Annotated in this window: 21 protein-coding genes; 11 read left to right on the top strand and 10 right to left on the bottom strand. The window is 39.6% G+C overall.

The window, feature by feature from the left end:
- The first annotated feature begins 1 nt into the window (after window position 1).
- From H4J59_RS02785 to H4J59_RS02775, 3 genes are all read left to right on the top strand, one after another.
- Window positions 2-3148 (top strand): complex I subunit 5 family protein, encoded by a 3147-nt coding sequence (locus tag H4J59_RS02785; RefSeq protein WP_259369365.1) that lies wholly within the window; start codon window positions 2-4, stop codon window positions 3146-3148.
- Between the two features lie 35 nt (window positions 3149-3183).
- Window positions 3184-4119 (top strand): universal stress protein, encoded by a 936-nt coding sequence (locus H4J59_RS02780; protein ID WP_182236600.1) that lies wholly within the window; start codon window positions 3184-3186, stop codon window positions 4117-4119.
- A 129-nt stretch (window positions 4120-4248) separates the two neighbouring features.
- Window positions 4249-5187, top strand: coding sequence for a universal stress protein (locus tag H4J59_RS02775; RefSeq protein ID WP_182236598.1), 939 nt, complete (start codon window positions 4249-4251; stop codon window positions 5185-5187).
- A 140-nt stretch (window positions 5188-5327) separates the two neighbouring features.
- Here the strand turns inward: H4J59_RS02775 and H4J59_RS02770 are convergent, their stop codons facing one another.
- Complete coding sequence (locus H4J59_RS02770) at window positions 5328-5690, bottom strand: DUF2237 family protein (RefSeq protein WP_182236596.1); 363 nt, start codon at window positions 5688-5690, stop codon at window positions 5328-5330.
- Window positions 5691-5738: 48 nt separating this feature from the next.
- Here H4J59_RS02770 and ubiG point away from each other — a divergent pair, with 48 nt between their 5' ends.
- Together ubiG and H4J59_RS02760 are read left to right on the top strand one after the other, a co-directional pair.
- Window positions 5739-6536 (top strand): bifunctional 2-polyprenyl-6-hydroxyphenol methylase/3-demethylubiquinol 3-O-methyltransferase UbiG, encoded by a 798-nt coding sequence (gene ubiG / locus H4J59_RS02765; RefSeq protein WP_182236594.1) that lies wholly within the window; start codon window positions 5739-5741, stop codon window positions 6534-6536.
- A 706-nt stretch (window positions 6537-7242) separates the two neighbouring features.
- Complete coding sequence (locus H4J59_RS02760; protein ID WP_182236592.1) at window positions 7243-8961, top strand: AIPR family protein; 1719 nt, start codon at window positions 7243-7245, stop codon at window positions 8959-8961.
- Between the two features lie 684 nt (window positions 8962-9645).
- Here the strand turns inward: H4J59_RS02760 and H4J59_RS02755 are convergent.
- The 9 genes from H4J59_RS02755 to H4J59_RS02715 all read right to left on the bottom strand — a co-directional run bounded on the left by H4J59_RS02755 (window position 9646) and on the right by H4J59_RS02715 (window position 17576).
- Window positions 9646-10194, bottom strand: coding sequence for a YcgN family cysteine cluster protein (locus H4J59_RS02755; protein WP_310733152.1), 549 nt, complete (start codon window positions 10192-10194; stop codon window positions 9646-9648).
- A 76-nt stretch (window positions 10195-10270) separates the two neighbouring features.
- The gene (locus tag H4J59_RS02750; RefSeq protein WP_182236590.1) at window positions 10271-11338 is read right to left on the bottom strand and encodes a lytic transglycosylase domain-containing protein; all 1068 of its coding nucleotides are present in this window, start codon (window positions 11336-11338) and stop codon (window positions 10271-10273) included.
- Complete coding sequence (locus H4J59_RS02745; protein WP_182136368.1) at window positions 11338-11637, bottom strand: YcgL domain-containing protein; 300 nt, start codon at window positions 11635-11637, stop codon at window positions 11338-11340. The genes H4J59_RS02750 and H4J59_RS02745 overlap by 1 nt, the downstream gene beginning before the upstream one ends.
- A 177-nt stretch (window positions 11638-11814) precedes the next feature.
- Window positions 11815-12966 carry a ribonuclease D gene (gene rnd / locus H4J59_RS02740; protein WP_310733151.1) on the bottom strand — a complete coding sequence of 384 codons (1152 nt, stop codon included), beginning with the start codon at window positions 12964-12966 and terminating at the stop codon, window positions 11815-11817.
- A 412-nt stretch (window positions 12967-13378) separates the two neighbouring features.
- Window positions 13379-14239 carry a 23S rRNA pseudouridine(2605) synthase RluB gene (gene rluB / locus H4J59_RS02735; protein ID WP_182136367.1) on the bottom strand — a complete coding sequence of 287 codons (861 nt, stop codon included), beginning with the start codon at window positions 14237-14239 and terminating at the stop codon, window positions 13379-13381.
- Between the two features lie 145 nt (window positions 14240-14384).
- Window positions 14385-14948 carry an SMC-Scp complex subunit ScpB gene (gene scpB, locus H4J59_RS02730; protein WP_182236588.1) on the bottom strand — a complete coding sequence of 188 codons (564 nt, stop codon included), beginning with the start codon at window positions 14946-14948 and terminating at the stop codon, window positions 14385-14387.
- Window positions 14949-15010: 62 nt separating this feature from the next.
- The gene (locus H4J59_RS02725) at window positions 15011-15883 is read right to left on the bottom strand and encodes a ScpA family protein (protein WP_182236586.1); all 873 of its coding nucleotides are present in this window, start codon (window positions 15881-15883) and stop codon (window positions 15011-15013) included.
- Window positions 15884-15981: 98 nt separating this feature from the next.
- On the bottom strand, window positions 15982-16602 hold the full coding sequence (locus tag H4J59_RS02720; protein ID WP_182236584.1) for an L-threonylcarbamoyladenylate synthase: 621 nt from the start codon (window positions 16600-16602) through the stop codon (window positions 15982-15984).
- Window positions 16603-16685: 83 nt separating this feature from the next.
- Window positions 16686-17576, bottom strand: coding sequence for an RNase RNM (locus H4J59_RS02715; protein WP_182236582.1), 891 nt, complete (start codon window positions 17574-17576; stop codon window positions 16686-16688).
- A 363-nt stretch (window positions 17577-17939) separates the two neighbouring features.
- Between H4J59_RS02715 and H4J59_RS02710 the strand changes: the two genes are divergently transcribed.
- Genes H4J59_RS02710 through trpA form a run of 6 tightly spaced genes read left to right on the top strand, consistent with a single transcriptional unit; the run spans window position 17940 to window position 24937 of the window.
- Window positions 17940-19691: an anthranilate synthase component 1 gene (locus tag H4J59_RS02710; protein WP_182236580.1), complete on the top strand. Its 1752-nt coding sequence runs from the start codon at window positions 17940-17942 to the stop codon at window positions 19689-19691.
- Window positions 19688-20386 (top strand): aminodeoxychorismate/anthranilate synthase component II, encoded by a 699-nt coding sequence (locus H4J59_RS02705; protein WP_182236578.1) that lies wholly within the window; start codon window positions 19688-19690, stop codon window positions 20384-20386. The genes H4J59_RS02710 and H4J59_RS02705 overlap by 4 nt, the downstream gene beginning before the upstream one ends.
- 49 nt (window positions 20387-20435) lie before the next feature.
- Complete coding sequence (trpD, locus tag H4J59_RS02700) at window positions 20436-21473, top strand: anthranilate phosphoribosyltransferase (RefSeq protein ID WP_182236667.1); 1038 nt, start codon at window positions 20436-20438, stop codon at window positions 21471-21473.
- Window positions 21473-22861, top strand: coding sequence for a bifunctional indole-3-glycerol-phosphate synthase TrpC/phosphoribosylanthranilate isomerase TrpF (gene trpCF / locus H4J59_RS02695; RefSeq protein ID WP_182236576.1), 1389 nt, complete (start codon window positions 21473-21475; stop codon window positions 22859-22861). The genes trpD and trpCF overlap by 1 nt, the downstream gene beginning before the upstream one ends.
- A 1-nt stretch (window position 22862) precedes the next feature.
- Complete coding sequence (gene trpB, locus H4J59_RS02690; protein ID WP_182136360.1) at window positions 22863-24110, top strand: tryptophan synthase subunit beta; 1248 nt, start codon at window positions 22863-22865, stop codon at window positions 24108-24110.
- The gene (gene trpA / locus H4J59_RS02685; protein WP_182236574.1) at window positions 24110-24937 is read left to right on the top strand and encodes a tryptophan synthase subunit alpha; all 828 of its coding nucleotides are present in this window, start codon (window positions 24110-24112) and stop codon (window positions 24935-24937) included. Before trpB ends, trpA begins: the two co-directional genes overlap by 1 nt.
- The last annotated feature ends 523 nt before the right edge of the window (window positions 24938-25460 follow it).

Genomic DNA, 25460 nt, shown 5'->3' with positions numbered 1-25460 from the left:
CATGAGCACACTGTTACCTGCGTTCATTGTCCTTTGTCCTCTTTTAGTTGGTTTGGCCGTTATGGCGACACCTGAGCATAGAGTCTTGCAGCGTCGAAGCCTAAATATTGGTGGCGCACTGATGACACTTGGCCTAATCGCCATGTTGTTGTCAGGTGTTGTCAATGGCTTAGACTTTGAAACGCGCCTACCACTGTTACCTAATATTGACTTTGTTCTTCACGGCGATGCCCTGTCACTTTTATTTGTCAGCTTGTCAGGTCTGTTATGGTTGTTTACCACTATTTATGCCATCGGCTATTTTAAAAATAGTGCTAATCGAAGTCGATTTTTTGCCTTTTTTAGCTTATGTGTTGGTGCCACAATAGGCTTAGCGCTTGCTGGAAATTTAGTTACATTTTTAATTTTTTATGAATTACTGACACTCGTTACCTACCCGCTAATTGCCCACAAAGGCAACGCGGCATCGATTAAAGCTGCCCGCACCTATCTTATCTATACCATGATAGGTGGCGTATTGCTGTTAACTGGTGTGGTCTGGCTAAAAGTGCTAGCTGGACCACTCGACTTTACCTCAGCAGGTTTGTTGGCTGAGTTGCCCGGCTTAAACCACAGCCATTTACAGATCATTTTTGTTTTACTCATAGCTGGGCTAGGTGTCAAAGCAGCTTTGTTCCCTTTACATGGTTGGTTACCTATTTCAATGGCCGCACCGGCACCGGTAAGTGCCTTGTTGCATGCCGTTGCCGTTGTCAAAGCCGGGGCGTTTGGTATCGTGCGCGTTGTTTATGATATTTATGGTGTCGAATTTGCCAGTGATTTAGGACTAACCGTTTTACTGGCCGTTATTGCTGGCTTCACCATCATCTACGGCTCAGTTAAGGCTTTGAGTCAGGACGATCTTAAAAGACGCTTAGCCTATTCAACCGTAAGTCAGGTCTCTTATATTGCGCTCGGTACTGCTATTGCAGGGCCAATAGCCACGATTGGTGGCCTAGTGCACTTAGTACATCAGGGTTTAATGAAAATCACGCTGTTTTTCTGTGCAGGTAATCTTGCAGAAACGTTAGGAATTCATAAAATCAGCCAAATGAATGGTGCAGGTAAACGTATGCCCCTTACGATGGCCGCGTTCACCATAGCTGCATTTGGCATGATTGGTGTGCCTCCTATCGCCGGCTTTGTGTCTAAATGGTATTTAGGTGTGGGTGCATTAGAAGCACAGGCCTATTGGGTACTCGGCGTACTGGCCATTAGTAGCCTATTAAATGCCTGCTATTTTTTACCTATCATTCATGCCATTTGGTTCAAAGAGCAAGATCAGCCATGGCCCAAAGAAGTAGCTAAGTTGCGTTTAGAAACACATTGGATGCTACTGCTACCACCTTTAATTACCGCTTTTTTCGCCTTAGCTGTTGGCTTATTTGCCTCAAGTGCTTATAGCCCACTCACTTGGTCTGCGTTGATTGCCTCGCGGGAGTACCAAGCCATTTTTCCGGATATTTCAGGTATAGCACTTAAATACAGTACGGGTCACCTTTGGATATTGATTTTACCCACTTTATTATTGTTCGCTATGGCGTTTAAAACTTTACGCGCTAAAGTCATTCGTTTGATCCCGCTTGCCCCATTACCCGCATTATTAGCGGCGCTACTTGTGGTTAATGAAGATAGGGTCGAGCAGTCATTTTTATTATTAACTTCAGCCATTTGGTTTATTGCCACGCTTTATGCCCAAACTTATATGGCTAACGATAACAAACAAAACCGTTTTTACCTGTTCTTTATCCTAACCATGATAGGCAACCTTGGCGTGGTGTTATCGCAAGAAATTTCATCCTTTATTGCTTTTTTTGCACTGATGAGTTTCTCTGCTTACCCGCTGATCCTGCATTCAGAAAGTGACGAAGCAAAGTCAGCGGCAACAACTTATATCCGGTGGGTGATATTTTCAGAAATAGTGTTATTTCTTGGCTTAGTGGGGAGAACTTATTACGCTGAATTTGGCACAAACGAATTACCTGTTGTTTGGGTTTCAACATTATTGATTATCGGTTTTGGCGTTAAAGCCGGTTTGGCCACTTTGCATGTCTGGTTGCCTAAAGCGCACCCCGTGGCACCTATACCCGCTAGTGCCCTGCTCAGTGCGGTTATGGTGAAAGTAGGTTTGTTAGGTTGGATACGTTTTCTGCCCTTAGGTGATGCAAGCATCAATGTCTTGGCCCAACCCATGATGGTGCTTGGATTTGGCGCCACTTTCTTGGCTGCCATTTATGGCGCATTGCAAGACAATGCTAAAACCGTATTAGCTTACTCAACGGTTAGTCAGCTCGGCATTATAGTCGCCAGTATTGGTTTTGCTTTAGCGACCCCTGACAGCTGGGCATTATTGTTGCCCGCTATAGTACTTTTTGCTATGCATCATGGTTTTGCCAAGGCAAGCTTGTTTTTTTGTGTTGGGCTCAGTTCAACATTAAAACCCGGCCATAAGCTCACTCCGTTTTTGTGGCTACTGGTATTAGTTCCAGCGTTATCATTAATCGGCTTGCCACTAAGCAGTGGTGCCTTAGCCAAAGCAGCACTTAAAGATGCCACTTCAAGCTGGCCATTGTTCTCCACGTTACTGGTTATGTCAGCTATAGGTACCACATTGCTGATGGGCAGGTTTATCGAACTGATGAGAGAGCAGGCGATATTAAAGGCATCGAGCGCTAAACCCAATTGGCGAATTATCTTACCAACAGCACTTTCAGCCTTGATGTGTTTAAGCTATTTTTACACGCCGCCGTTTGAATTCAAGCAGTTTCAAACAATCGTTTCAACGCTAAGTTGGTCTGCTGTTTGGCCAGCGTTTACCGGTTTATTGATCATTTTTGCCACCAAAAAGCTACGCGCTAAATTACCCGTGCCTCCGGCCGGCGATCTGTTAATTGTCTATCAAGCATTAGCAAGTTTAAGCGCTAAAATTTGGCAAAAATTTGCTAATTTAAACGCCAGAATTGCTCTAAATATCGACATGATGCTGGGTCATTTACACTTATGGTCACTAAGCGTATCAAGGCGTTTAAGCAAACAATTAACGCTTGATACGCCAGGCACTGTCATGATTTTTATGCTAGCTGCTCTACTCTATACCTTTTTAACTTAAGCCAATTTGTCTAGTCAACAGCAGGAGATAACCCTATGAAACGTTTTAAACATATAATCATAAAAGTTAATGAGCAAACGAAGCCTGAACTGGATATCGCCGTATTACGAGGCATTGAACTGGCCAGTAAAACCGGAGCAAAAATAACTTTATTTGACGTAGTTGAACCGCATGCAACTATCCTCAGTAGTTATGCCGATATTGTCGGTCCTGCAGAGCTAACCGAATTTATTATCGCCCAGCGACTCGACCAATTAACTGATTTAGCACAGCAATTACAAAGCACTGGTGTAGATATTTCAGTCAGTGTCGCCAAAGGTAAAAACTTTATCGAAATCGTTAAAGCCGTTATTTTAAACAAAGCTGATTTACTGATCAAAGTGGCAAATAAAAGTGAAAAGAGCTTTGACAGCAATGACTTTCATATCATGCGCAAATGCCCCAAACCGGTTTGGTTAATTAAAGAAACGCAGCAGGATACAGTTAAAAAGGTATTAGCTGCCGTCGACCTATCAATGGAACAACATGCAGAAGGTCGCGCCCAAAATCGCATGATAATCGATATCGCCTCATCATTAAGTCAGTATAAAGATGCCAAATTAACCATCTTGTCATGCTGGTCGTTATATGGTGAAGAAGCTCTCAAACATGGCGCATTCACCAGAGTGTCTCCCGCTAAAATTGAAACCTTATTAAAACATGAAGAACGCGAATACCAAGAGAGCCTTAATATCTTGGTGAACGAGTATACCCAGTGCAAGTTTGAGCAAATATTAGCCAAAGGTGATCCAAAAACTATTATTCCTGCTTTTGTTAATGACAAGGGTATCGATGTTGTCGTTATGGGCACTATTGGCCGTTCTGGTATTCCTGGATTTTTAATTGGCAATACCTCTGAATCGGTACTTCAAGCGATTAATTCTTCAGTCATCACCTTAAAACCTGAGAATTGGGTCTCACCCATATATTAAGCGTGAGCATATATACCGACTCCAGTTCAATCTGGAGATTTCAGCAAGTTGAAAAAGAGCATAAGCACCGAAGATATAACGACAACTTAATCACAGTGTTACTGAATTTGATCATGATAGGAGAAAACAATGGTTTCTTTAAATAAGTTATTACTCGTAACCCCGGCAAACTCAATTCAAGCTGCAGTTGTTTCACAAGCAATGAAATTAGCAAAAAGTCATCACTCACACATCACCTTTTTTAGTGTGGTAGAAGAACTTCCTAAAGATCAGCTCGTATTGGTCAGCCTATTGCCCTCGAAGGAGTTAATGGACAATTTACAAAAAGATCAGCAGCGAGTTTTAAAAAAGAATATTAAAAAGTTTTATCACCCTGCTATTGCTGTCGACGCACAAAATGCAATCGGCGTACCTTTTATCGCCGTGATTAAAAAAGTACAGCAAGAAAACTATGATCTGGTGATATTAGCGGCCAGAACGGGTGAGCAAAGTCGTAGAAGGTTTTTTGGTAGTACCACCATTCACCTCATGAGGAAATGCCCTTGTCCGCTACTAGCGGTTGGTACAAAAGCAGATGAGCCCATTAAGCGCATAGTGGCGGCTATAGATGTTTATGCGCCAAGCGAAGAAGGACTCGCACTTAACAATACCATTTTAACATGGGCCGCCCATTTAGCGGTGTCAGAAAAAGCAGAATTACATGTTATACATGCTTGGCAATTACCTGATGAAGATTATTTAAAAAGCTGGGGCCATAACTCTGCAGTTGATCGTCTTGAATTAATCATGAAGCAGCAATTGGATAGACAAAAACGTTTTGATGACTTTATCAACAATCACTTTGTTGATGGCGACTTGCCCATAACAGAATTGATTGAGGGGACTGCTCAAGAAGAAATTCCTAAATACATCGCCGAGCAAAACATTGATTTGCTCGTCATGGGCACGGTATGTCGTACCGGTATTGCTGGACTTTTTATTGGCAACACGGCTGAGTCAATATTAAGTGAAGTGTCATGTTCAGTATTAACGTTAAAACCGGTAGGCTTTACCTCACCTATTAAATAGGTGAAAACGTCCTTGTTTAGGTCTGAAAATAACTAAAATGCTAAACGCGGGATCATTCACTCAATAGTAGTGTCAAACAGCAAAAGAGGAGAATATTGAGCATAAGTACTAAACACTTATATTAGCAAGAGTATAGAGGATTACTCAGCATACTCATGAGCTTTTAAAACCTCTAATGAGACAACTTTTAGCGCTTTTTGGTTAGTTGACGCAAGTATAATCGGTGGTGCAACCTTGTCTGCAATCGCTTGATACCAGCGAACAGCGCACAAACACCATTTGTCACCCGCTTTTAAGCCGGCAAAGTTATACATATGATTAGGCGTGATTAAATCATTACCTTGTGCCTTAGAGAATTGTAGAAATTCGTCGGTCATAACCGCACAGACACTATGGTTACCAAAATCATTTTCGGGTACATAACAGAACCCTTTTCGGGTGAAGCCCGTATTACTACAACATAACTCTAAACGCGTGCCTAATACATTGAATTGATTTTCCATGAATATGCCTTGTGTTAATTAACATTAGATAAAAAGGATAAAATTACCATGCTAGACAAAAGTAAGCTTAATCCCGTCCAAAATGATAGCACTGAACGCACTTCTACCGGTAATTATAGTCCTAAAGAAATCGCCAAATTTGATAAATTAGCTGAAAGTTGGTGGGATCCAAACGGCCAGTACAAAACCGCACTTGAATTTAATCGGGTGCGAGTAGCTTATTTTATAGCGCAAATTTGCACATTTTATCATCGCGATCCCAACGAACCAAATCCTCTGCAAGGCTTACATATTTTAGACGTGGGCTGTGGTGGTGGTTTAGTTTGTGAGCCTTTGGCAAAAGCAGGCGCTACCGTGGTGGGCATCGATGTTAGCGAAATGAGTGTTGAAGTCGCAAAACGTCATGCTTTAACATCTCAACTTGATATTGAGTATCGTCACGAGCATGCTCAACACACCAGTACAAACGATGAAAATCGCTACGATGTGGTGATTAATGCTGAAGTCATTGAACATATCCCCAATCAGCAAGACTTACTGAAGCAATGTAGTCAATTATGTAAAGTAAATGGCTGTGTCATCATGGCAACGCTCAATCGCACGATTAAATCTTACTTGGTCGCCATTGTTGGTGCTGAATATATTATGCGATATTTACCCATTGGCACCCACAGCTGGCATGCCTTTGTTAAACCGATTGAATTAAATAACATGGCTGCAAACGGACGATTACAGTTAGTAACCGGCATTGGTATGGCATATAACTTATTCACTAAAACCTGGTGTACAACGTCCAGCCAAGCGGTTAATTATGTGCAAGTATACCGACGCTTAACTCCTGATTAGCACGACAAGTTAGCACTTTTTATGCGCATTAGATTTGACCGATATGTTCACAAACTTTGTTGTTATCTTGTGTTAGGTGAATTTTTTCATGGCAAACCGGGTTTACTTATTTGGCTCTGTTGAACAACACGCTATTAGGTTATAAAGTTAACTGCTTAAAGGTTTAGGGAGAAAATGAGTATTTTAGCCAACGTTCCCTATAGATTGAAAAATGTGTTTTTTTGATGAAAGTTCTTGTCAGGCTGATAGAAAACTAAGCTACCAAAACGGCCGTTCATATAATGGCTTTGACATGACTTCAAAGTGCGCATTTTTGACATTCCAGCTAAAAATATTGCCATATATTTTCTAATGAATTAACTACTAGCGTAAACGATGTAATGCCCTTTTATATGGAAGTTAGTATGATTTTTCGAGGTGTATTACTAAGACGTTTTAGTAATACACTATTTATTATAAAAACACTAAATAAATCCAATTAACTATCTGAATTTAATGTGTTTTATTTGTTTTTTGCTCATTGTGTATTACTGATAGGTCTTAGTAACATGCCCTAATATACATGTAATTTAGCATTACTAGTTTCTAATGCTTTGAAAGTATGGGATATTAATGTTAATTAAATGTTACTTATTATGCGTATATTACTGAGACGTATACATAATAATTGTTAGATTTTAATGTTAATGGAGAGTTGGGAAATCAAATGGATAGAATAACAAAAAAATTATTGCAGGACTTTTTGCAAGCCCAAGAAATGGAATCGAGTGATGAAGCAAGTGATTTTGAATTGTTTTGTAATTATTCTATTTTATCAAATGAATACAACAAAACATTTGATGCCAAAACGATTACGGTGGGCGCTGGTGCCGATACAGGAATAGATGGTTTAGCTATTATTGTAAATGGTCATTTAGTTGAAGACACTGACGAAGTTGATAGCTTATTAGAATCTAATGGTTTTCTTGATGTAACATATTTATTTATTCAAACTAAAACGTCTTCAAGCTTTGATACCAAAGAAATGCATGGTTTTTACTTTGGTGTAAGTGACTTTTTCTCTGAGGAACCTAAATTAGCTCGTAATGATGATATAAAAAAATACTCAGAGCTTTCTGAGTATATTCTTGATAATGCATCCGACTTTAAAGATAACCCTATTTGTAAAACATTTTACATTACTACAGGTGTTGTAAATGAAGACCAGAATATTTCAGCTGTAGTCAGTTCGTCAAAAACAGAGTTAGAAAGTTATAATTTATTTGAAAAAGTAGAAGTGAATGTTATAGGGGCAAATGATCTTGGAAAACTATATAGAAAGACTAAAAATCCAATAACATCGAAATTTACTTTTGCTAATAAAGTTACACTGCCTGAAATTGAAGGCATAGATCAATCATTTTACGGTGTCCTACCGTTTTCAGAACTAAGAAAACTCCTTATTGACGATAATGGGAATTTACAAAGTATATTTGATGATAACGTTAGAGACTTCCAAGGTGTTGCCAATTTAGTTAATAGTAATATCAATGAAACACTAAATAACAGGTCCCCAGAGTTATTCAGTGTTTTAAACAATGGTGTAACAATTGTTGCAGACTCAATTAAAACATCAGCCAACTCCATGACTGTATCTGATTATCAAATTGTAAATGGATGCCAGACTAGTAATGTATTGTATGAAAATAGAAATAATGATGGAATTGACGAAATAAATATTCCTTTGAGGTTGATTGTAACTAGTAATGAAGACATAAAATCGCAAATTACTGTTTCAACAAATAATCAGACTGCGATAAAAAAAGAACAGTTAGCTGCTATGTCTGACTTCCAAAAAAACTTACAACATTATTATGCTTCTATTAATGGAGAAGGAAAGCTTTATTACGAAAGGCGAGCAAAGGAATATAATACTGATAGAAACATTATTAAGAGAAAGATAATTACAATCGCAAACCAGATAAAGTCATTCTCTTCAATGTTTAGTAAGAATCCGCATATGGTTACAACTTACTTAGGGACCCTTGTTAAAACTATGGGTAATTCTGGGTCTAAATTATTTGAAGCGGACCATCAATTTTCGCCATATTATATGTCAGGATTAGCGTTTTATAGATTAGATTCATTATTTAGTTCTGGTGTCATAGATAAAAAGTATAAAAAAATTAGGTTCTATTTACTTATGCTAGTTCCACTGATCGCTTCTGAAGATGACTTTCCTCCGCTTAATAGCCAAAAGAAAAGTGAAAGGTACTGCAATCCTATAATAACAAAGCTTAATAACGAGGAACAATTTACTGAATTGTTTCTAATAGCAATTGCCATTGTAGATCGTTCTGGAGCTGATGTAGAGGATAAGCAAGCACTGAAATCGCGAGGGATGACAGATCTAATTCTGAACGCCTATAATGGAGAAAAAGTATAAGTTACTTAAACGGAAAAATAACAGTTGGCCATCGCTTCGCGATTTTAGCCAACCATTATTTTCCGCTTAGCTAGGCGCTATGAGTATTAATCTCTGACCGCTAACTCAATATGACGATAACTACTCGAAAGTTATCGATCTGTATAAGAGAGCGTTTCCTAATGCTCCACGCATTCACACGTGGACTCTTATATTTAAACTGAGAAAAGGTAAGGTAGGCTTTAACTTTATTTGGAATTTTTTAATAAATAAGACTTACGGCCAAATTTTTTTCTATCTTTATTCACAAAAGCCCATTTATGCTCACGGCACAAGTAGGCTTATATAGTTTTTTTATTTCGATCTTTATTAGCTTCTACAACAGCGCGTAACATAATGTTCAGCGATTTTTTTGTAATTTTTTGTAGGTCGGACTTTAGTCCGTCAACCGTTAAGCGGGTGGTTAACGTCATGGGATCACAGCTATCTGCAGCAAGTATTATTTTTGTCTTCGGCGTTTAAACCAAAAAAAGGTCAAATTTCATTTAACCTGTTGGACTAAAGTCCAACCTACATCATGCCTGAGTGTGATCATGACGCGTTGAATTTTTTTGTGATCTTTTGTAGGTCTAACTTTAGTCCGTCAACTGTTTAGCTGGCTATTAACCTAATCAGCAAAATATAAATAGCCAGGTATGATCCGATTTAATCTATATCGTGTAGCGGCCATAGAACAATGTAGTCTTCAAAATCTTCTAATTGAACGTCGTTATCTTTAACAATTTTGCCACGAACTGACATGCCCGCCTGATGCATAGCTGATTTTTTACCCTTGTGTAACAGCGGGTGCCAAGACGGCATACCTCTGCCCTCTTTTAAGCGACGATAAGTACAACTTGTTGGCATAAAGAATACATCATCTAAGTTATCTTGGGTTAACTGCACACAATCTGGCACAAGCTCAGTACGTTGCTCGTACTTAGAACATTGACAACTTTTATCATTAAGTAAATGACAAGCAATGCTCGAGTAACTCATTTGCTCGCTTTCAGTAATATGCGTTGTCGGCATCAGATCCATTTCGTCTGTGGTGCTTTCATCGTCAATAAATTTATGTAAACAGCACTTAGCACAACCGTCACATAATGACTCCCATTCGGGTCTGCTCATTTCATCTAATGATTTGGTTTCCCAAAAACGTTCGACCGGCATTTTTTTTGATTTTATTATCGAACGGTTACTTTTTTTACTCATAGGGCTAATTATCGCTGTTTATTACTTTCTATTATTTTTTAATACGTGCTATCTAATACTTTCTTTTTAATACTTTTTATTGAATAGGTGGATATTTAATCTGATCTGATAAATGTCCAACTGAACTGACAAAGTAATAAGATAAATTCCAATGCATCAAGCTTTTATAGTTGTTGTAAGCCAAATAAGCACGGCCTTTTTCGTCATCAGGAAAAACTAAGGCGGCTTTAATATCCACTACAGGTAAGTTAGTACCGTCGCTGCGTCGAATGCCTAAAGCTTGCCACTGTGCCAAGGTTTTTTCACTGTTAGCCCAAGCTTTTAACCAGTTTTTACGACCGCCAGTATTTTTAGGAATAGCTAACGAGGTATCAAAATCACTGGGTAGTTTAACTTGGCGGCCCCAAGTAAGTTGATCACTCCAACCTTGTTTTTTCAAATAATTTGCCATTGAAGCAAAAACATCAGCTTGGTTAGCCCAAATATCTTTTTTGCCATCGCCATCACCATCAACGGCATAGCCGACAAAAGAAGTGGGTATAAACTGATTTTGCCCCATAGCACCGGCCCAAGAGCCTTTCATGTTGACACTATCAATATGGCCCTCTTTTAATATTTGTAACGCGGCCCAAAGCTGCTTTTTAAAGAAAACTTCGCGGCGTCCTTCATAAGCTAAAGTTGATAACGCAGAAATAACATTATAGTTACCCATTATTTTGCCAAAGTTAGTTTCTAGACCCCAAAGCGCGACGATAAAACGCGGTTGCACACCGTATTCTGCCGCTACTTTTTTTAGCAGCACTTCGTGTTCTTTATATTTTGCTCTAGCACGCTTTATTTTCCAATCGGGTAAGCGTTTTGGTAAATAAGTATCAAGTGTTTCAACTGTTTCTGGCTGATTGCGATCGGCTTTTACTGCACGTTGATGAAACACAACATTAGCAAAAGCTTCATCAATTAATGCTTGCTCAAAGCCCTTAGCTAGCGCCTCTTGCTTAAGCTTAACAATATATTGCTCAAAGCTGGCTTTAGTCTCTGCCGTTGTCGGTGCTTTGTCAGCAGCAAAGCTAGTTTGTGAACATAAGGCTAAACAAAGTGAAAGTAATAATATTTTTACTGATTTTATGGCGTTGATAGAGTGCATTATGATTGTTCTCCTTGGCTATCATCACTACCTTGCATATTAACCTTGTGCGCTTTTAACATATCTTCTTCCTGCGGCGTTAGTTGCAAGTAATAACCTTGTTTGGCTAAACTGACTTTTACTTTATCAAGGTCAGAAAAGCCCAGTTTCACTTTTGTTGCAAGGTTAAGCACAGTAACCATCACGGGCTTACCAAACATTTTCATTAAGGCTTCAGGCACATCAGAAAAATCATCTCGTTTATTAATAAAGAGATAGGTTTGTACTTTTTTGGAACTTTTATAAACACTACATAGCATAATGGAGACCTATGATTAAAAATGGGTTAGAAAAGGTTGCTAACTTAGCTTTATCTTAGCAACCTTTGAGTAAAGTTATCATCACAAGACGACAGCGTCTTTACTTGTTATATGATGTTCTACTCAGCGTAATTCAAGCAGCAGTTAAGCGCAATTTATACCTAACTGATACTTAAGTTATTGAAAGTCATTCTCAACAAATGCTAGCAATTTATCACCTAACAAGGGCTTACGCCAACCGCGCATAATATCAACCATGTTGGGATTGTTCTCTACATCATTGAGCTTAAAATGCCAAGAAAGAAATTGATTTATTTGTTTTTTAGACGCTAAGTTCTCTGTCAATAAGTTGGTTTGTGTACTTAATTCGTTAATATAATTTTTAACTTTTTTAAAGTTCTGTTTATATCCAGGATATTCGTCAAGACGAGTTATTTGCTTAGGTAATTTAATATCTTGTGCTTCAGCTACACGTTTTAATACCGTCAGCATGGCATTACCTTTATGGCGAATATCAAGTAATTCAACACCTTCAATGCTCGACATAGCACCGACATTACTGGGGTTAATTTGCGCTAAGGCTAATAAGGTATGATCTTTAGCAATAAAGCCAATGGGGCGATCTTTTAGTTTAGCTTGTTGATAGCGCCAAATGGTTAATTGCTGCAGTCGATAAAGTTGCGGTGGGTTTAAACGCCAAGCCATTTTAACATTGAGATACAACTGGCTTTCATCAATAGCTTTAAACTTACGTTCAACCATGACATCACTTTCTTCTTTTACTGCCGCCAGCCAACCCGACTGTTCAATATCTGCCATTAATCTAGGCAGAATATCAAACAAGTGCTCAACATCAGCCGCCGCGTAACTCAGTTGCTTTTGTGTTAGCGGCCTTTTCATCCAATCGGCTCTAGACTCAGACTTGTCTACTTCTATACCCGTGTAATGCGCGATCATAGCGGCATAGCCCATTGATATACCATGACCTAAAAATGACATTATAATTTGGCTGTCAATTAAGTTTAAAGGCTGACAGTTACCAGCGGTAAGAAAAACTTCAAGATCTTCGGAGCAAGCATGCAGCACTTTTTGCACATTCGGATTTTCAAGTAATTGCCAAAAAGGCGATAAGTCTGGCAAAGCGACTGGGTCAATTAAGGCTAAGGTTTTACCGTCGTTTATTTGAATCAGCCCTAATTTTGGATAGAGCGTTCGTGTACGCACAAACTCAGTATCGATAGCCAGTACACTTGCTTGGGAATAGCGTTGACAAACTAGATGTAATTGCTCGGAGTCTTCGACATAAATTCTTTCAAGAGTTGCTTGCACGTAATATCCTATATAAACCAAATACTAAGAAAATCGCTTGTTGTTACATTGAAACGTTAACAGCGGGTAATGGGAAGTTGCATTATACCAATTTGACTCATTAAGTTTAACTCATTAAATCATCAGCTTGCTCATCAGGAAAAATAGATAAATACGAGGCCTAAAATTTAGTCAGTAGTTATGCACCTTATAAATTTTATAACGCGGTAGCTTTTCATTTTAACCATTAAAAATAAGCAGATAATTAATCAACTTGGTCTTAAGCGTACCATAGCCTATTTTCTCATTGTTTTCTAACGATTGCTAAGATGATATTTAATGGCTCAGCACAAATAAAAATGACAAGTTCGAGAGTTAATTGAACTTGTCATTTTTTTCAGCACTAACTTTCAGCACTAGCATAGTACGATTTTTAACGTTTACGTCTAGTGGCTTGTTTGCTGCGGTGTTGATGTTTTTTCACTGAGCGACGAATTCTGCGACTTTTCGCGTTATCCATGGCTTTTTCGTCAACCTTAACTTTACTTTGTATTTCAGGCGCTAAATCAACCAGTGTTCTGTAGTAGTTAACATCTTTTAAGTTTAATTCTGTCCAACCACCTAAAGGTAACTGACGCTTCATTTCCATGTCACCGTAGCGAACACGGATCAAGCGACTTACTTGTACATCTTGGCTTTCCCACAAACGACGAACTTCACGGTTACGTCCTTCAGATAGCACAACATGGAACCAATGGTTACGACCTTCACCACCTCGGTAAGTAATTTTTTGAAACTTCGCTGTGCCATCTTCTAGTTTAACGCCATGGCGCAAGGTTTGTAACATAGCTTCATTAACGTCACCAAATATACGCACGGCATATTCACGTTCAACCTGTTTTGAAGGATGCATTAAACGATTAGCAAGCTCACCATCAGTGGTAAAAAGTAACATACCTGAGGTGTTAATATCCAAACGACCTACCGCAACCCAACGACTACCATCTAACTTAGGTAAACGGTCAAACACTGTTGGGCGACCTTCAGGATCTTTGCGGGTACACATTTCACCTTCTGGTTTGTTGTACATCAGTACCCGGCAAAAGTCTTCTTCTAATGCCTTAAGCTTAATTTGATGGCCATCAACTCGAATAAGTTCATTGCCTTCAACACGATCGCCTAAATAAGCGGTTTTACCTTCAACACTCACACGACCAGCGCTAATGTAGGTTTCCATTTCACGACGTGAACCAGCACCTGCTCGTGCTAATACTTTTTGTAATTTTTCAGACATAGGTCTTAACTCTCTTACGTCAGTAACTTCACAGATAACAGGGTATAAAACCGGCTACTATTACGTCTCTGTCTCTTTAAGTTTAGGGTAGATAACCCCGGTGTTTAGTTATTGTAATGGTGATTATAGCTAAGTGTTAAACACCTTAACTAGTAAAATCTGTCATCGGCATTAGCTCTGGCAATTGGTCGAGTGATGTTAGCGAAAAATAATCAAGAAATTCTTGCGTACTTGCATACAATACAGGTCGACCTGGCACTTCCTTATGACCTACCGTTTTAATCCAATTTCTTTCCGTTAATGTCTTAATGATTTGACTACTAACACCAACACCGCGAATGTCTTCTATTTCACCACGAGTTATCGGTTGTTTATAAGCAATTAACGCTAATGTTTCTAAAATAGCACGTGAGTATTTCGGTGCTCTTTCTTTATATAAATGCGCTAAATCATCACTAAGCTCTGTGGGTGTTTGAAAACGATAGCCAGAGGCTACTTTATTAAGCTCAACACCACGGCCTTTATATTGGGCCTGAATAACGATGATTATATCACGAATACGAAGATTACTAATACGATATTCAATTAAAAAATCACGTTTAAGTAATTGCACTGACAACGGCTTATCGGCAATAAATAATGCAGCTTCAACCAAGCGTTGTAGCTTGGCATCGTCGATGTCTTTGTGGCGTATTTTATCGGTTATCATTACGGCTAATCTCGCCCTTAATTCTTTTATAAGTTCTATTATAAATTCTGTTATAAGTTCTGCTAGCTCTGAGCATGCCGAGGAAGACAAACGCGTATCTCGCCATAAACTTGCGTTTGAACACACTCAATCAACGACTCTTTGATGAGTTCAAGAATAGCTAAAAAGGTTACAACAACGCCTTGCTTGCCCTCTTTTACGGTAAATAAGTCGCTAAAATTTCGATAAACTTGCTCATTCTTAGTCTGTGTAAGCGTCGCCAAAATATCTGCCATGCGCTCTCTAGTCGATAATGACTCTTTATGAATATGATGATGTTCATAAGCTTGGGTGCGTTTTATGACACCTTGCAGGGCCGTTACTAACTCAGCTAAATCCACTTGGCTATTCAGTATTTCAGGGACAAAATTTTCGGCTAATTCGACATTGGCAACAAAGTTGTCTCGGTCAACTCGCGGTAATTCATCAAGGTTTTCAGCCGCTTTTTTGATCACTTCATATGCTTGTAATTTTCTAACCAATTCTGCTCTTGGATCACCCTCATCTTCTGTCACAGCTTGTTTGGGTAATAATAAGCGTGATTTAATTTCGGCTAAAATCGCTGCCATAAGCAAATATTCAGCGGCTAGTTCCAACTTAATATCTTTCATTAAATCGACATAAGCCATATATTGCGTGGTAATAGGGAAAATAGGTAGATCTAGAATATCAAATTTTTGTTTGCGAATTAAATACAGTAAAAGATCGAGCGGCCCTTCGAACAACTCTAGAATAATTTCTAAAGCGTCAGGGGGAATAAATAAGTCTTGTGGTTTTTCAATGATGGCCTCACCGCGTAACAAGGCAAAGGGTAATACTTGCTGCAACATAACACCAGACGCTGGACTATTACCTTGGGTAATCTTATTAGATAATTTATCTGTACTATCGGGCATCAGTAGCTTTCAACATTAAAAATTTTTGTTTCATAGATCAGCACGTAAAGGCTCATATTCAAAAGATCATGGCTAATCGTTAATTATGCTAAGCCGTTTTATTGAAACGGTGTTGGATCGCCTTCACCAAAACGAATGATTTCAACTTCATCATTAGAAAAATCAATCACAGTGGTTGGCTTTTCGCCCAAATGCCCACCATTCATAATCAAGTCAACTTGGTGTTCTAAAATATCGCGGATATGCTCAGGATCAAATTCTGCGGTTGCATCACCGGGCATGATCAAGGTAGTCGACATGATTGGCTCACCTAATTCAGCTAATAATGCTTGGGCAATATTATTGTCAGGTACGCGAATACCAATAGTTTTACGCTTTGGATTTAATAACCGTTTAGGGACTTCCTTGGAGCCTTTAAAAATAAAGGTATAAGGCCCCGGGGTGTTATTTTTCAGCAAACGAAAAACACTGTTTTCAACACGAGTATATTCTGACAATTCTGATAAGTCGCTGCACATTAAGGTGAAATTATGATCTTTATTAATATCTCTAATATTACAGACTCGCTCTAAGGCTTTTTTATCACCGATATGGCAACCTAAAGCGTAACCAGAGTCGGTTGGATAAACAATGACACCACCTTGGCGAATAATGGCCGCCGCTTGTTTCATTAAACGACCTTGCGGGTTATCAGGGTGAACATAAAAAAACTGACTCATAATGAGCTCCAACTAAATAACAGGTTTATCATGAAAGGTGGCGTTAAATTAAGTGATTAACTACCAACCACTAAAATAGAACATTAACTCATTGCTTGTGTTTGCCAAAGTTGCCAAATAGGTTTGGCTTGCTCAGGCATCACTAAATTTCGTCCTAAGTCACTCCAGCGACTTGGTTGATGAAAGTCAGATCCCATCGAAGCATGTAAATCATATTCTGCACAATAGCTTAACATTATTTTACGCTGTTCGTTGTTCATTTGCGGCAAAACCACCTCTAAACCATCACCTTGTGCCGCTTTAAAATGAACAATTAAGCGCCGTAACCATTTAGCGGTTAAGTCGTACCTGATCGGATGCGCCATCACAGCAACACCACCAGCAGCATGAATAACTGCTACGGCTTCTTCAATACTACACCAATTTGGATTAACATAAGCGCGCTGACCTTTACCAATATATTTATCAAAGGCTGCCTGCATTTTACTAATAATACCGCGATGCAAAAGTACTTTAGCAAAATGTGCTCGGGTAATAGAGCCTTCACCCGCTAATGCTTTAGCTTGGCTGTAAACGTCGTTAAAACCGCACTTGGTTAATTTTTCACCCATCGAAATAGCGCGCGCTTCTCGACGTTGCTGTTGTGCTGAAATTAACGCCTGCAATGTCTCGTGCTCAGTATTAATATTTAAACCAACAATATGAATTTCAAAACCCTGCCATTGCGTCGATATTTCAATGCCATCAATCAAAGTTAATGGAATATTTTTGTCTATAATAGTTTGTTTTGCACTATCAAGACCTTTAACTGTATCGTGATCAGTGATGGCTAATACGTCAATTTGAAAGTTAACTGCCCGTTCTATTAGCTCTTTTGGCGTTAATGCGCCATCAGAGCAATTAGTGTGGCTGTGCAGATCAACGCGCAAGTTTGAAAAATCTTTCTCATTTGTAGAATCAGTAGTTGACATCATTACGTGAATCGGTTCTTCTATAGGGACTTAAAACTGCTTAAAACAAGTGCAAGTCGCTAATTAGGCAAGTGAATAACAACGATTTTACTGAGATAAAACAGATAATGATACAAGTAAAAAAAACTATTTCTTTGATTTGGTGGTGGCATAACTCTAGATAACTGGGTTGTGATGTTTACTTGTACGTAAAAACTTCGAAAACCCGCACCCTATTGCGGGTTTTTTGTTTTTAAATTTTGAATTAATTAACATAACAAGAGAATAACTATGTTGCGCATTAAAGGTAAACGTTGGTTCTTATGGTGGCTTCTGCCTATTTACGCTGGATGACCTTTTTTAAATAGATTATTTGTAGGAATACCCATGAGCAATACCCAAGAAAGTAACACCGAAAAAACAACCGAACAAAACACCAAAACAAATACTAAAGAAATACCGTTAAAAGCGGCACACAACAATCAAGAATCTGGTGCTGTAGTCACTATTACTGATACCTTAAGTTATCAAAGTGACCCACTTGCGGTCTTTCACACGCTTTGCGCTGACAAAGAAAACACCCTGTTACTAGAGTCAGCGGAAATTGATAAAAAGCATCAATTGAAAAGTTTACTGCTCACCGATACCGCGGTTAAAATTGTTTGTAATGGTCATATAGTCAGCTTTACTGCTTTAAGTAAAAACGGTGAAAATGCGCTTACCTTTGCTAAACAAGCCTTAGTATCAGTCGCATCAATTACCGGTGACAATCAGGCTTTCACCGCAAGCTTTGCACAAGTAACTGATCAACTCGATGAACGTTCACGCCTACTGGCTGTTAACCCATTTCAAAGTTTGCGCTTGTTTAATCAACTGAAAAACATTAACAAACACCCGTTCGCCGTATTTCTTGGTGGCGCCTTTGCATTCGATATGATGGCCATAAGTGAGTCGTTGCCCGAAGTTGAGGATAGCGAAAACTCCTGTCCTGACTTTGTTTATTACCTAGCAGAAACGCTGATTATTATTGATCATGAAAAACGCTCAAGTGAAGTGATTACTAACCAATTTACCGGCACAGGTTATGAAACCGCCAAAACAGCGGCATTAGCTAGAATCAAACAAATAAAAGCCAGTTTATGTACTGATATAACAGCGACATTTGAGCTTAAATCTCCAGACATTAATTCCACAGTCAGTGCAAGTCAGGATAATACACTAAAATGTGACATCGACGATGACGCTTTTTGCCAGATAGTGGATGACTTAAAAGAGAACATTTTAGCCGGTGATATTTTTCAGGTAGTTCCCTCTCGCACCTTTAGCCTGACTTGCTCAAATAACCTTAATGCTTATAAAGCTTTAAAACAGAGTAATCCAAGTCCTTACATGTTTTATTTGCAAGATAGTGAATTTTGTATTTTTGGTGCTTCTCCAGAGTCAGCGCTTAAATATCAGCAAAGTAACAGACAAGTAGAAATTTATCCTATTGCCGGTACCCGTCCACGAGGGTTTAATCCTGATGGCAGCTTATCACCCGACTTGGATAGCCGTATCGAATTAGACTTACGGTTAGACAAAAAAGAATTAGCCGAGCACATTATGTTGGTTGATTTAGCCCGTAATGACATTGCACGCGTTAGCCAACCTGGCACTCGTCACGTAGCTGAATTATTAAAGGTTGATCGGTATTCCCATGTCATGCATTTGGTTTCTCGTGTCTGCGGTACGTTAGAAGATGAATTAGACGCGCTGCATGCTTATCAAGCTTGTATGAATATGGGCACCTTATCAGGCGCACCCAAAGTAAAAGCAACCTCATTGATACGTGAAGTTGAAGGCAAGCGCCGTGGTAGTTATGGCGGAGCCGTGGGTTATTTAACGGGTGAAGGTGATATGGATACCTGCATTGTTATTCGCTCAGCATTTGTAAAAAATAAGCGCGCACAAATTCAAGCCGGTGCCGGCGTAGTTTTTGATTCTGATCCGCAATCAGAAACCAACGAAACCCGACAAAAAGCGCAAGCGGTGATTAGCGCTATTAAAGAGGCAGAAGGTAAAGTATTGATAATTTCTCATCAAAAAAGGCCTGCAACGATAGTAAATAGCGAAACATTACAGCCGGAGGTTAAATCATGAAATCATCTGATGTTGTAACAGACGCTCTGCCAGAGATAGTCATGTTAGATAATCTTGACTCGTTCACCTATAACCTAGTGGATGAATTTCGTTGTTTGGGCTATCAGCACACCATTTATCGCAATACCTTAAGTGCTGACTTTATTTTTAAAAAGCTGCAAGAGAAACAGCAAAGCAACAGCGCAGGTGTTATTCTTGTACTGTCACCTGGGCCAGGCGATCCAACACATGCCGGTTGTTTAATGGCGTTACTAACACTTTGCGCGGGAACATTCCCTATACTGGGTATTTGCTTGGGACATCAGGCATTAATTCAACATTATGGCGGCGTGATAGCGCGCGCACCTGAAGTAGTGCATGGTAAATCATCAAACATCATCCACAACCAATTAGGCGCTTTCAACAATATTGCTAGCCCTTTACCTGTAGCGCGTTATCATTCGCTGGTTGCGAGTGTTATGCCTAAACAATTAACTATGACCGCACAGGTGAGTTTACTGCACAACAATGAAGAAGTTATTTTACCTATGGCCATTGAACATAGCACTGATGCCGCCATTGGCTTTCAGTTTCATCCTGAATCGATACTTACCACATTTGGCACCAATTTATTAGCACAAAGCCTACGTCATTTATCAGCTTTAGCGAATAAAAACCTTTATAAAGCACAGGGGAATACTCATGAAAACCACTGAACTTAGTAGCACAGCTTTACAAAATGCTCAGGCAGTAAGTGACGATGACATGACTCATAGTGCACTTAATACCTTAGTCGACGGTCATTCATTAACGCAACAGCAAAGCCAAAATGTATTTGAACAGGTGATCAACGGCCATGTTGCCCCTGAACGATTAGCCGCGATACTGACTGCCTTAAAAATAAAAGGTGAAACACCGGCTGAAATTGCCGGCGCTGCTATCGCTATTCGCGCAAATGCTACCGCTTTTCCAAGCCAAACCAACAGCGTTGCTGATTGTGTGGGTACTGGTGGTGACGGTGCAAATACCATTAACATCTCCACCACAGCAGCTATTTTAGCAGCGGCTTGTGGTTTGAAAATGGCCAAACATGGTAATCGAAGTGTTTCGAGTATGTCGGGCTCTGCTGATTTACTCGAAGCCTTAGGTGTTAACTTAACCATGTCACCTGAAGTGGCAAGTCAATGTTTGGCACAAGCCAACATATGCTTTTTATATGCACCGGCTTACCATAGTGGCTTTAAACATGCCGCTCCTGTTCGTAAAGCCATGGCGATTAGAACACTGTTTAATATTTTAGGCCCATTAGTCAACCCTGCAAAACCGGATATTATGTTACTCGGTGTTTATATCCCTGAGCTAATTAACCCGATAGCTCAAGCCTTATTACTCACAGGTGTTAAGCGCGCATGGGTAGTTCACGGTAGCGGCTTAGATGAAATAGCCTTACACGGAAAAACACAGGTTACTGAGATAAATCACGGTGAGTTAGTTGAAAAAGAAATCTCACCCACAGACTTTGGTCTGAAAAATTATACCTTGGCTGATATTAAAGGCGGAACACCACAAGAAAACGCCGATATTATTCAAGCCATATTGGCCGGTAAAGGCCAAGAAGCTCACAATAGTGCAGTGGTCATTAACTGCGCGGCGCTACTTTATTTACATCGTGAGCAATTAAATGGCCAAGCAGATACCTTATTATTAGCGGCGCAACATGCTGCGCAAGTACTTGCCTCTGGCGCCGCAACAAAAACCTTAGCAGATTTAGTTCGACTATCAAATTCCGGAGCAGCAGCATAATGAGTAACATTCTTGAGCAAATCGTCGCTAATCGACGTATTGAGATAGCACAACTGAAAAAAGACCTGCCTTTAGCCAGCTTTATTGATGACTTAACGCCATCAAAAAAAGACATGTATCAAGCATTAACACGCACAGCAGAGAAACCGTACGCAGGCTTTATTTTAGAATGTAAAAAAGCTTCTCCGTCAAAAGGAATAATTAGAGCAGATTTTAATGCTGGGGAAATTGGCGTTATTTATGATAAGTATGCCGCCGCGATTTCAGTACTGACCGAACATAAATATTTTCAAGGCGACTTTAGTTATCTGAAAACAGTCAGTGACTTGGTTAGCTGCCCAGTACTGAATAAAGATTTTTTCTTCGACACCTACCAGGTTTATTTGGCAAGACACTATGGTGCTGACGCCATATTATTGATGTTAAGCGTACTAAATGATGAAGAATATAATGAACTAGCAGCGGTTGCTCGGTCATTAAATTTAGCCATTTTAACAGAAGTGTCTGATGAAGAAGAATGTCAGCGCGCCATTACCTTAAACGCAAAACTTATTGGTATTAATAATCGTAATTTACGTGATCTTTCTACCGATATTTCACGTACCTTTGACTTAGCACCTACACTACCGGATGATCGTATCGTTATTTCTGAGTCCGGCATTTACCACAACGCACAAGTAAGAGAACTTGCGCCTGCCGTTGATGGCTTTTTAGTCGGTAGTTCTGTCATGGCTGAAGACGATATTGACCTAGCTTGTCGACAATTGATATTTGGTCACAATAAAGTCTGTGGCTTAACCCGCCCAGAGCATGCGAGTTTTGCTATTGATGCGGGTGCAGAATTTGGTGGCCTTATTTTTGCTGAAAAATCACCTCGATGTATCGATAAAACTCAAGCAAAAGCGATTATTAACCAAAATCCAAGCATGAAGTATGTTGGCGTTTTTGTTAATCATCCTCAGGAAAAGGTGCTTGAATTAGCCCATGACTTACAACTGAGTGCCGTGCAGTTACATGGCCAAGAAAGCCAAGAATACATCGATAACTTGCGGGAAAAACTGGCCACTAATTGTCAAATATTTAAAGCATTAGCTGTCGAGCAAGCGGTGCCAACACTAGCAAAAAATGTTGACCATATTGTGCTTGACGGTAAAAGTGCCGGTAGTGGACAGACTTTTAATTGGCAAGCGTTAGCTGATAGTGAGCAAGACTTATCTCGTTGCTTTTTAGCCGGTGGATTAGCACTCGATAATATCACCCAAGCTTGTCAGCAAATGACCAATCAAGAATTATTTGGCTTAGATATCAACTCAGGTGTTGAATCAAGCCCAGGCATTAAATGTCGCGATAAACTTCAACAAGTTTTCGCCAAAATACGGAATTATTAACATGTTAAAAGCAACAACTGAAAATCAGGTTAAAAAAACCTTACCCGCCTACTTTGGTGAGTTTGGTGGTATGTTTGTCGGTGAATTACTGGTACCCGCTTTAGAAGAGCTTGAACAAGCATTTATTGAGTCACAAACTGATGAAGCTTTTTTACAAGAGTTCAATAAACTACTCACAAGTTATGCCGGTCGCCCAACACCACTGAGCTTGTGCCGTAATATTGTTAAAAACCCATTAGTTAAAATGTACTTAAAACGTGAAGATTTACTCCATGGTGGTGCCCATAAAACTAATCAAGTTTTAGGACAAGCTTTATTAGCAAAACGCATGGGTAAAACTGAAATAATTGCTGAAACAGGCGCTGGACAGCATGGTGTTGCTACCGCTATAGCTTGCTCATTATTAGGCTTAAAATGTAGAGTTTACATGGGCGCTGTAGATTGTCAGCGTCAACAACCCAATGTATTTCGCATGCAATTAATGGGTGCTGAAGTTATACCCGTAACAGCGGGCAGCGGCACACTTAAAGATGCGGTGAATGAAGCCTTACGCGACTGGTCAGCTAATTATGAAAATGCACACTACTTATTAGGTACTGCTGCGGGCCCTCATCCGTTCCCGACTATTGTGCGTGAATTTCAAAAAATGATTGGTGAAGAGGCCAAACAGCAATTACTGGCTGAAGAAGGTCGTTTACCCGATTACGTTATTGCCTGTGTAGGCGGTGGCTCAAATGCTATTGGTATGTTTCAAGACTTCATCGGTGATGAAGGTGTCAAACTTATTGGCGTTGAAGCTGGCGGCAAGGGTACTGATACTTCGCTCCATGGTGCAACTTTGGTGGCTGGCACTAAAGGTATGCTACATGGTAACTATACCTATATTATGCAAGACAAAGTTGGGCAAATTGAAGAGTCTTACTCTGTATCAGCTGGCCTTGACTACCCTGCTGTTGGTCCACAACATGCACAATTGAAAGATTCTGGTCGTGCACAATATGTTGCCATAAACGACGATGAAGCGTTAGAAGCATTTCAATTACTCGCACGTAGTGAAGGTATCATTCCCGCATTAGAGCCTTCTCATGCCTTAGCCTACGCCTTAAAATTAGCCGAGCAAGCGACCGAAGAAACCATCATTTTGCTTAACTTATCAGGTCGAGGTGATAAAGATTTAGCCCATGTAAACGCGATTATATCGCCTGAGACTGCCGAAAAAAGTACGGTAAAGCACAGAGGAGAAGCATAATGAAGCAAGCAACTGAAATTGGCAGTCGTTATGACCAAACCTTTGCAAAATTAGCCAAAAAAAATGAAGGGGCTTTTATCCCTTTTGTCATCATCGGCGACCCCAATGCTGAGCAATCTTTTGCTGTGATTAAAACACTGATTGACGCCGGCGCTGATGCTTTAGAACTGGGCATGCCGTTTTCGGATCCCAGTGCTGACGGTATTGTTATTCAAATGGCAGCACTACGGTCATTAAAAGCCAATACTAATACTGATGTTTGTTTAGATATTTTAGCCAAGGTTCGTGCCTATGCACCTGACATACCGATTGGCTTGTTACTTTATGGCAACTTAGTCTTTGCCCGCGGCATCAACAATTTTTATCGTGATGTAGCCACTGCAGGTGTTGATTCAGTACTTATCGCCGATTTACCGATACGTGAAAGTGAGCCTTTTAGACAAGCCGCCATAGCCAATGGTGTTGCCCCTATTTTTATCGCGCCACCTAATGCTAGCGAAGCAACCTTAGAAAAAGTTGCACAATATGGCGCTGGTTATACTTATGTTTTGAGTCGAGTCGGTGTTACAGGCACAGAAACCGAAGCAGAAATGACTGGTCATAAACTTATTCATATCTTGGATAAATACCAAGCGGCACCAGCGGTTATGGGCTTTGGTATATCAAAACCTGAACAAGTAAAAGCCGCCTTAGCAACAGGTGCAAGAGGCGCGATTAGTGGCTCTGCCGTTGTTAAAATCATTGAAAAAAATATTGATGATAACGATAATATGCTTAAAGAATTAACGCAATTTATTAGTGCAATGAAACTGGCTACTAAGCTTTAAGTTAGAAGTTAGAAGTTAGAAGTTAGAAAATAGTTTAATTTTTCAGTTAAAAAATAACAGTTAATTTAAAAAAAGCTCATAAGGAATACCTTATGAGCTTTTTTATTTTTTATGACTTAATTTACTAAGCTCCATGTAAGTTGAATTTCAGTCCATCACGTTAAATCAAATTTAACCGTGCTCGGCACATATCCAAATAAAAAATACCCGCGGAAGATCTGAGTTAACCCATCAGATTAACCACTGGCTAAACGTTTGACGGACTAAAGTCCGACCTACAAAAAATCGCCAAACGCTAAGCGATCACCCATAAATTTTATTTGGGCCTTTGTAAGTTGGACTTCAGTCCATCAAGTTAAATGCAATTTAACCGTGCTCCTAACAAATGCCGATAAACAAATACCCGCAGCAGATCTGAGTTAACCCATCACGTTAACTACTGGCTAAACGGTTGACGGACTAAAGTCCGACCTACAAAACAATCGACAAACGCTACACAATCACCCGTAAGGTTTATGTTGGC

Source organism: Colwellia sp. MB02u-10, assembly GCF_014077185.1.
Lineage (GTDB): Bacteria > Pseudomonadota > Gammaproteobacteria > Enterobacterales > Alteromonadaceae > Cognaticolwellia.
This window is presented reverse-complemented; position numbering and strand designations above follow the sequence as displayed.

Excerpts from the sequence above, each read along its gene's own strand:
- H4J59_RS02720 (WP_182236584.1), bottom strand. The coding sequence starts at position 16,602 with ATGAGTCAGTTTTTTTATGTTCACCCTGATAACCCGCAAGGTCGTTTA.
- H4J59_RS02760 (WP_182236592.1), top strand. The coding sequence starts at position 7,243 with ATGGATAGAATAACAAAAAAATTATTGCAGGACTTTTTGCAAGCCCAA.
- rluB (WP_182136367.1), bottom strand. The coding sequence starts at position 14,239 with ATGTCTGAAAAATTACAAAAAGTATTAGCACGAGCAGGTGCTGGTTCA.
- trpD (WP_182236667.1), top strand. The coding sequence starts at position 20,436 with ATGACTCATAGTGCACTTAATACCTTAGTCGACGGTCATTCATTAACG.
- H4J59_RS02755 (WP_310733152.1), bottom strand. The coding sequence starts at position 10,194 with ATGAGTAAAAAAAGTAACCGTTCGATAATAAAATCAAAAAAAATGCCG.
- trpCF (WP_182236576.1), top strand. The coding sequence starts at position 21,473 with ATGAGTAACATTCTTGAGCAAATCGTCGCTAATCGACGTATTGAGATA.
- H4J59_RS02770 (WP_182236596.1), bottom strand. The coding sequence starts at position 5,690 with ATGGAAAATCAATTCAATGTATTAGGCACGCGTTTAGAGTTATGTTGT.
- H4J59_RS02785 (WP_259369365.1), top strand. The coding sequence starts at position 2 with ATGAGCACACTGTTACCTGCGTTCATTGTCCTTTGTCCTCTTTTAGTT.
- H4J59_RS02775 (WP_182236598.1), top strand. The coding sequence starts at position 4,249 with ATGGTTTCTTTAAATAAGTTATTACTCGTAACCCCGGCAAACTCAATT.
- scpB (WP_182236588.1), bottom strand. The coding sequence starts at position 14,948 with ATGATAACCGATAAAATACGCCACAAAGACATCGACGATGCCAAGCTA.
- H4J59_RS02750 (WP_182236590.1), bottom strand. The coding sequence starts at position 11,338 with ATGCACTCTATCAACGCCATAAAATCAGTAAAAATATTATTACTTTCA.
- H4J59_RS02780 (WP_182236600.1), top strand. The coding sequence starts at position 3,184 with ATGAAACGTTTTAAACATATAATCATAAAAGTTAATGAGCAAACGAAG.
- H4J59_RS02705 (WP_182236578.1), top strand. The coding sequence starts at position 19,688 with ATGAAATCATCTGATGTTGTAACAGACGCTCTGCCAGAGATAGTCATG.
- ubiG (WP_182236594.1), top strand. The coding sequence starts at position 5,739 with ATGCTAGACAAAAGTAAGCTTAATCCCGTCCAAAATGATAGCACTGAA.
- H4J59_RS02725 (WP_182236586.1), bottom strand. The coding sequence starts at position 15,883 with ATGCCCGATAGTACAGATAAATTATCTAATAAGATTACCCAAGGTAAT.
- trpB (WP_182136360.1), top strand. The coding sequence starts at position 22,863 with ATGTTAAAAGCAACAACTGAAAATCAGGTTAAAAAAACCTTACCCGCC.
- H4J59_RS02745 (WP_182136368.1), bottom strand. The coding sequence starts at position 11,637 with ATGCTATGTAGTGTTTATAAAAGTTCCAAAAAAGTACAAACCTATCTC.
- H4J59_RS02715 (WP_182236582.1), bottom strand. The coding sequence starts at position 17,576 with ATGATGTCAACTACTGATTCTACAAATGAGAAAGATTTTTCAAACTTG.
- H4J59_RS02710 (WP_182236580.1), top strand. The coding sequence starts at position 17,940 with ATGAGCAATACCCAAGAAAGTAACACCGAAAAAACAACCGAACAAAAC.
- trpA (WP_182236574.1), top strand. The coding sequence starts at position 24,110 with ATGAAGCAAGCAACTGAAATTGGCAGTCGTTATGACCAAACCTTTGCA.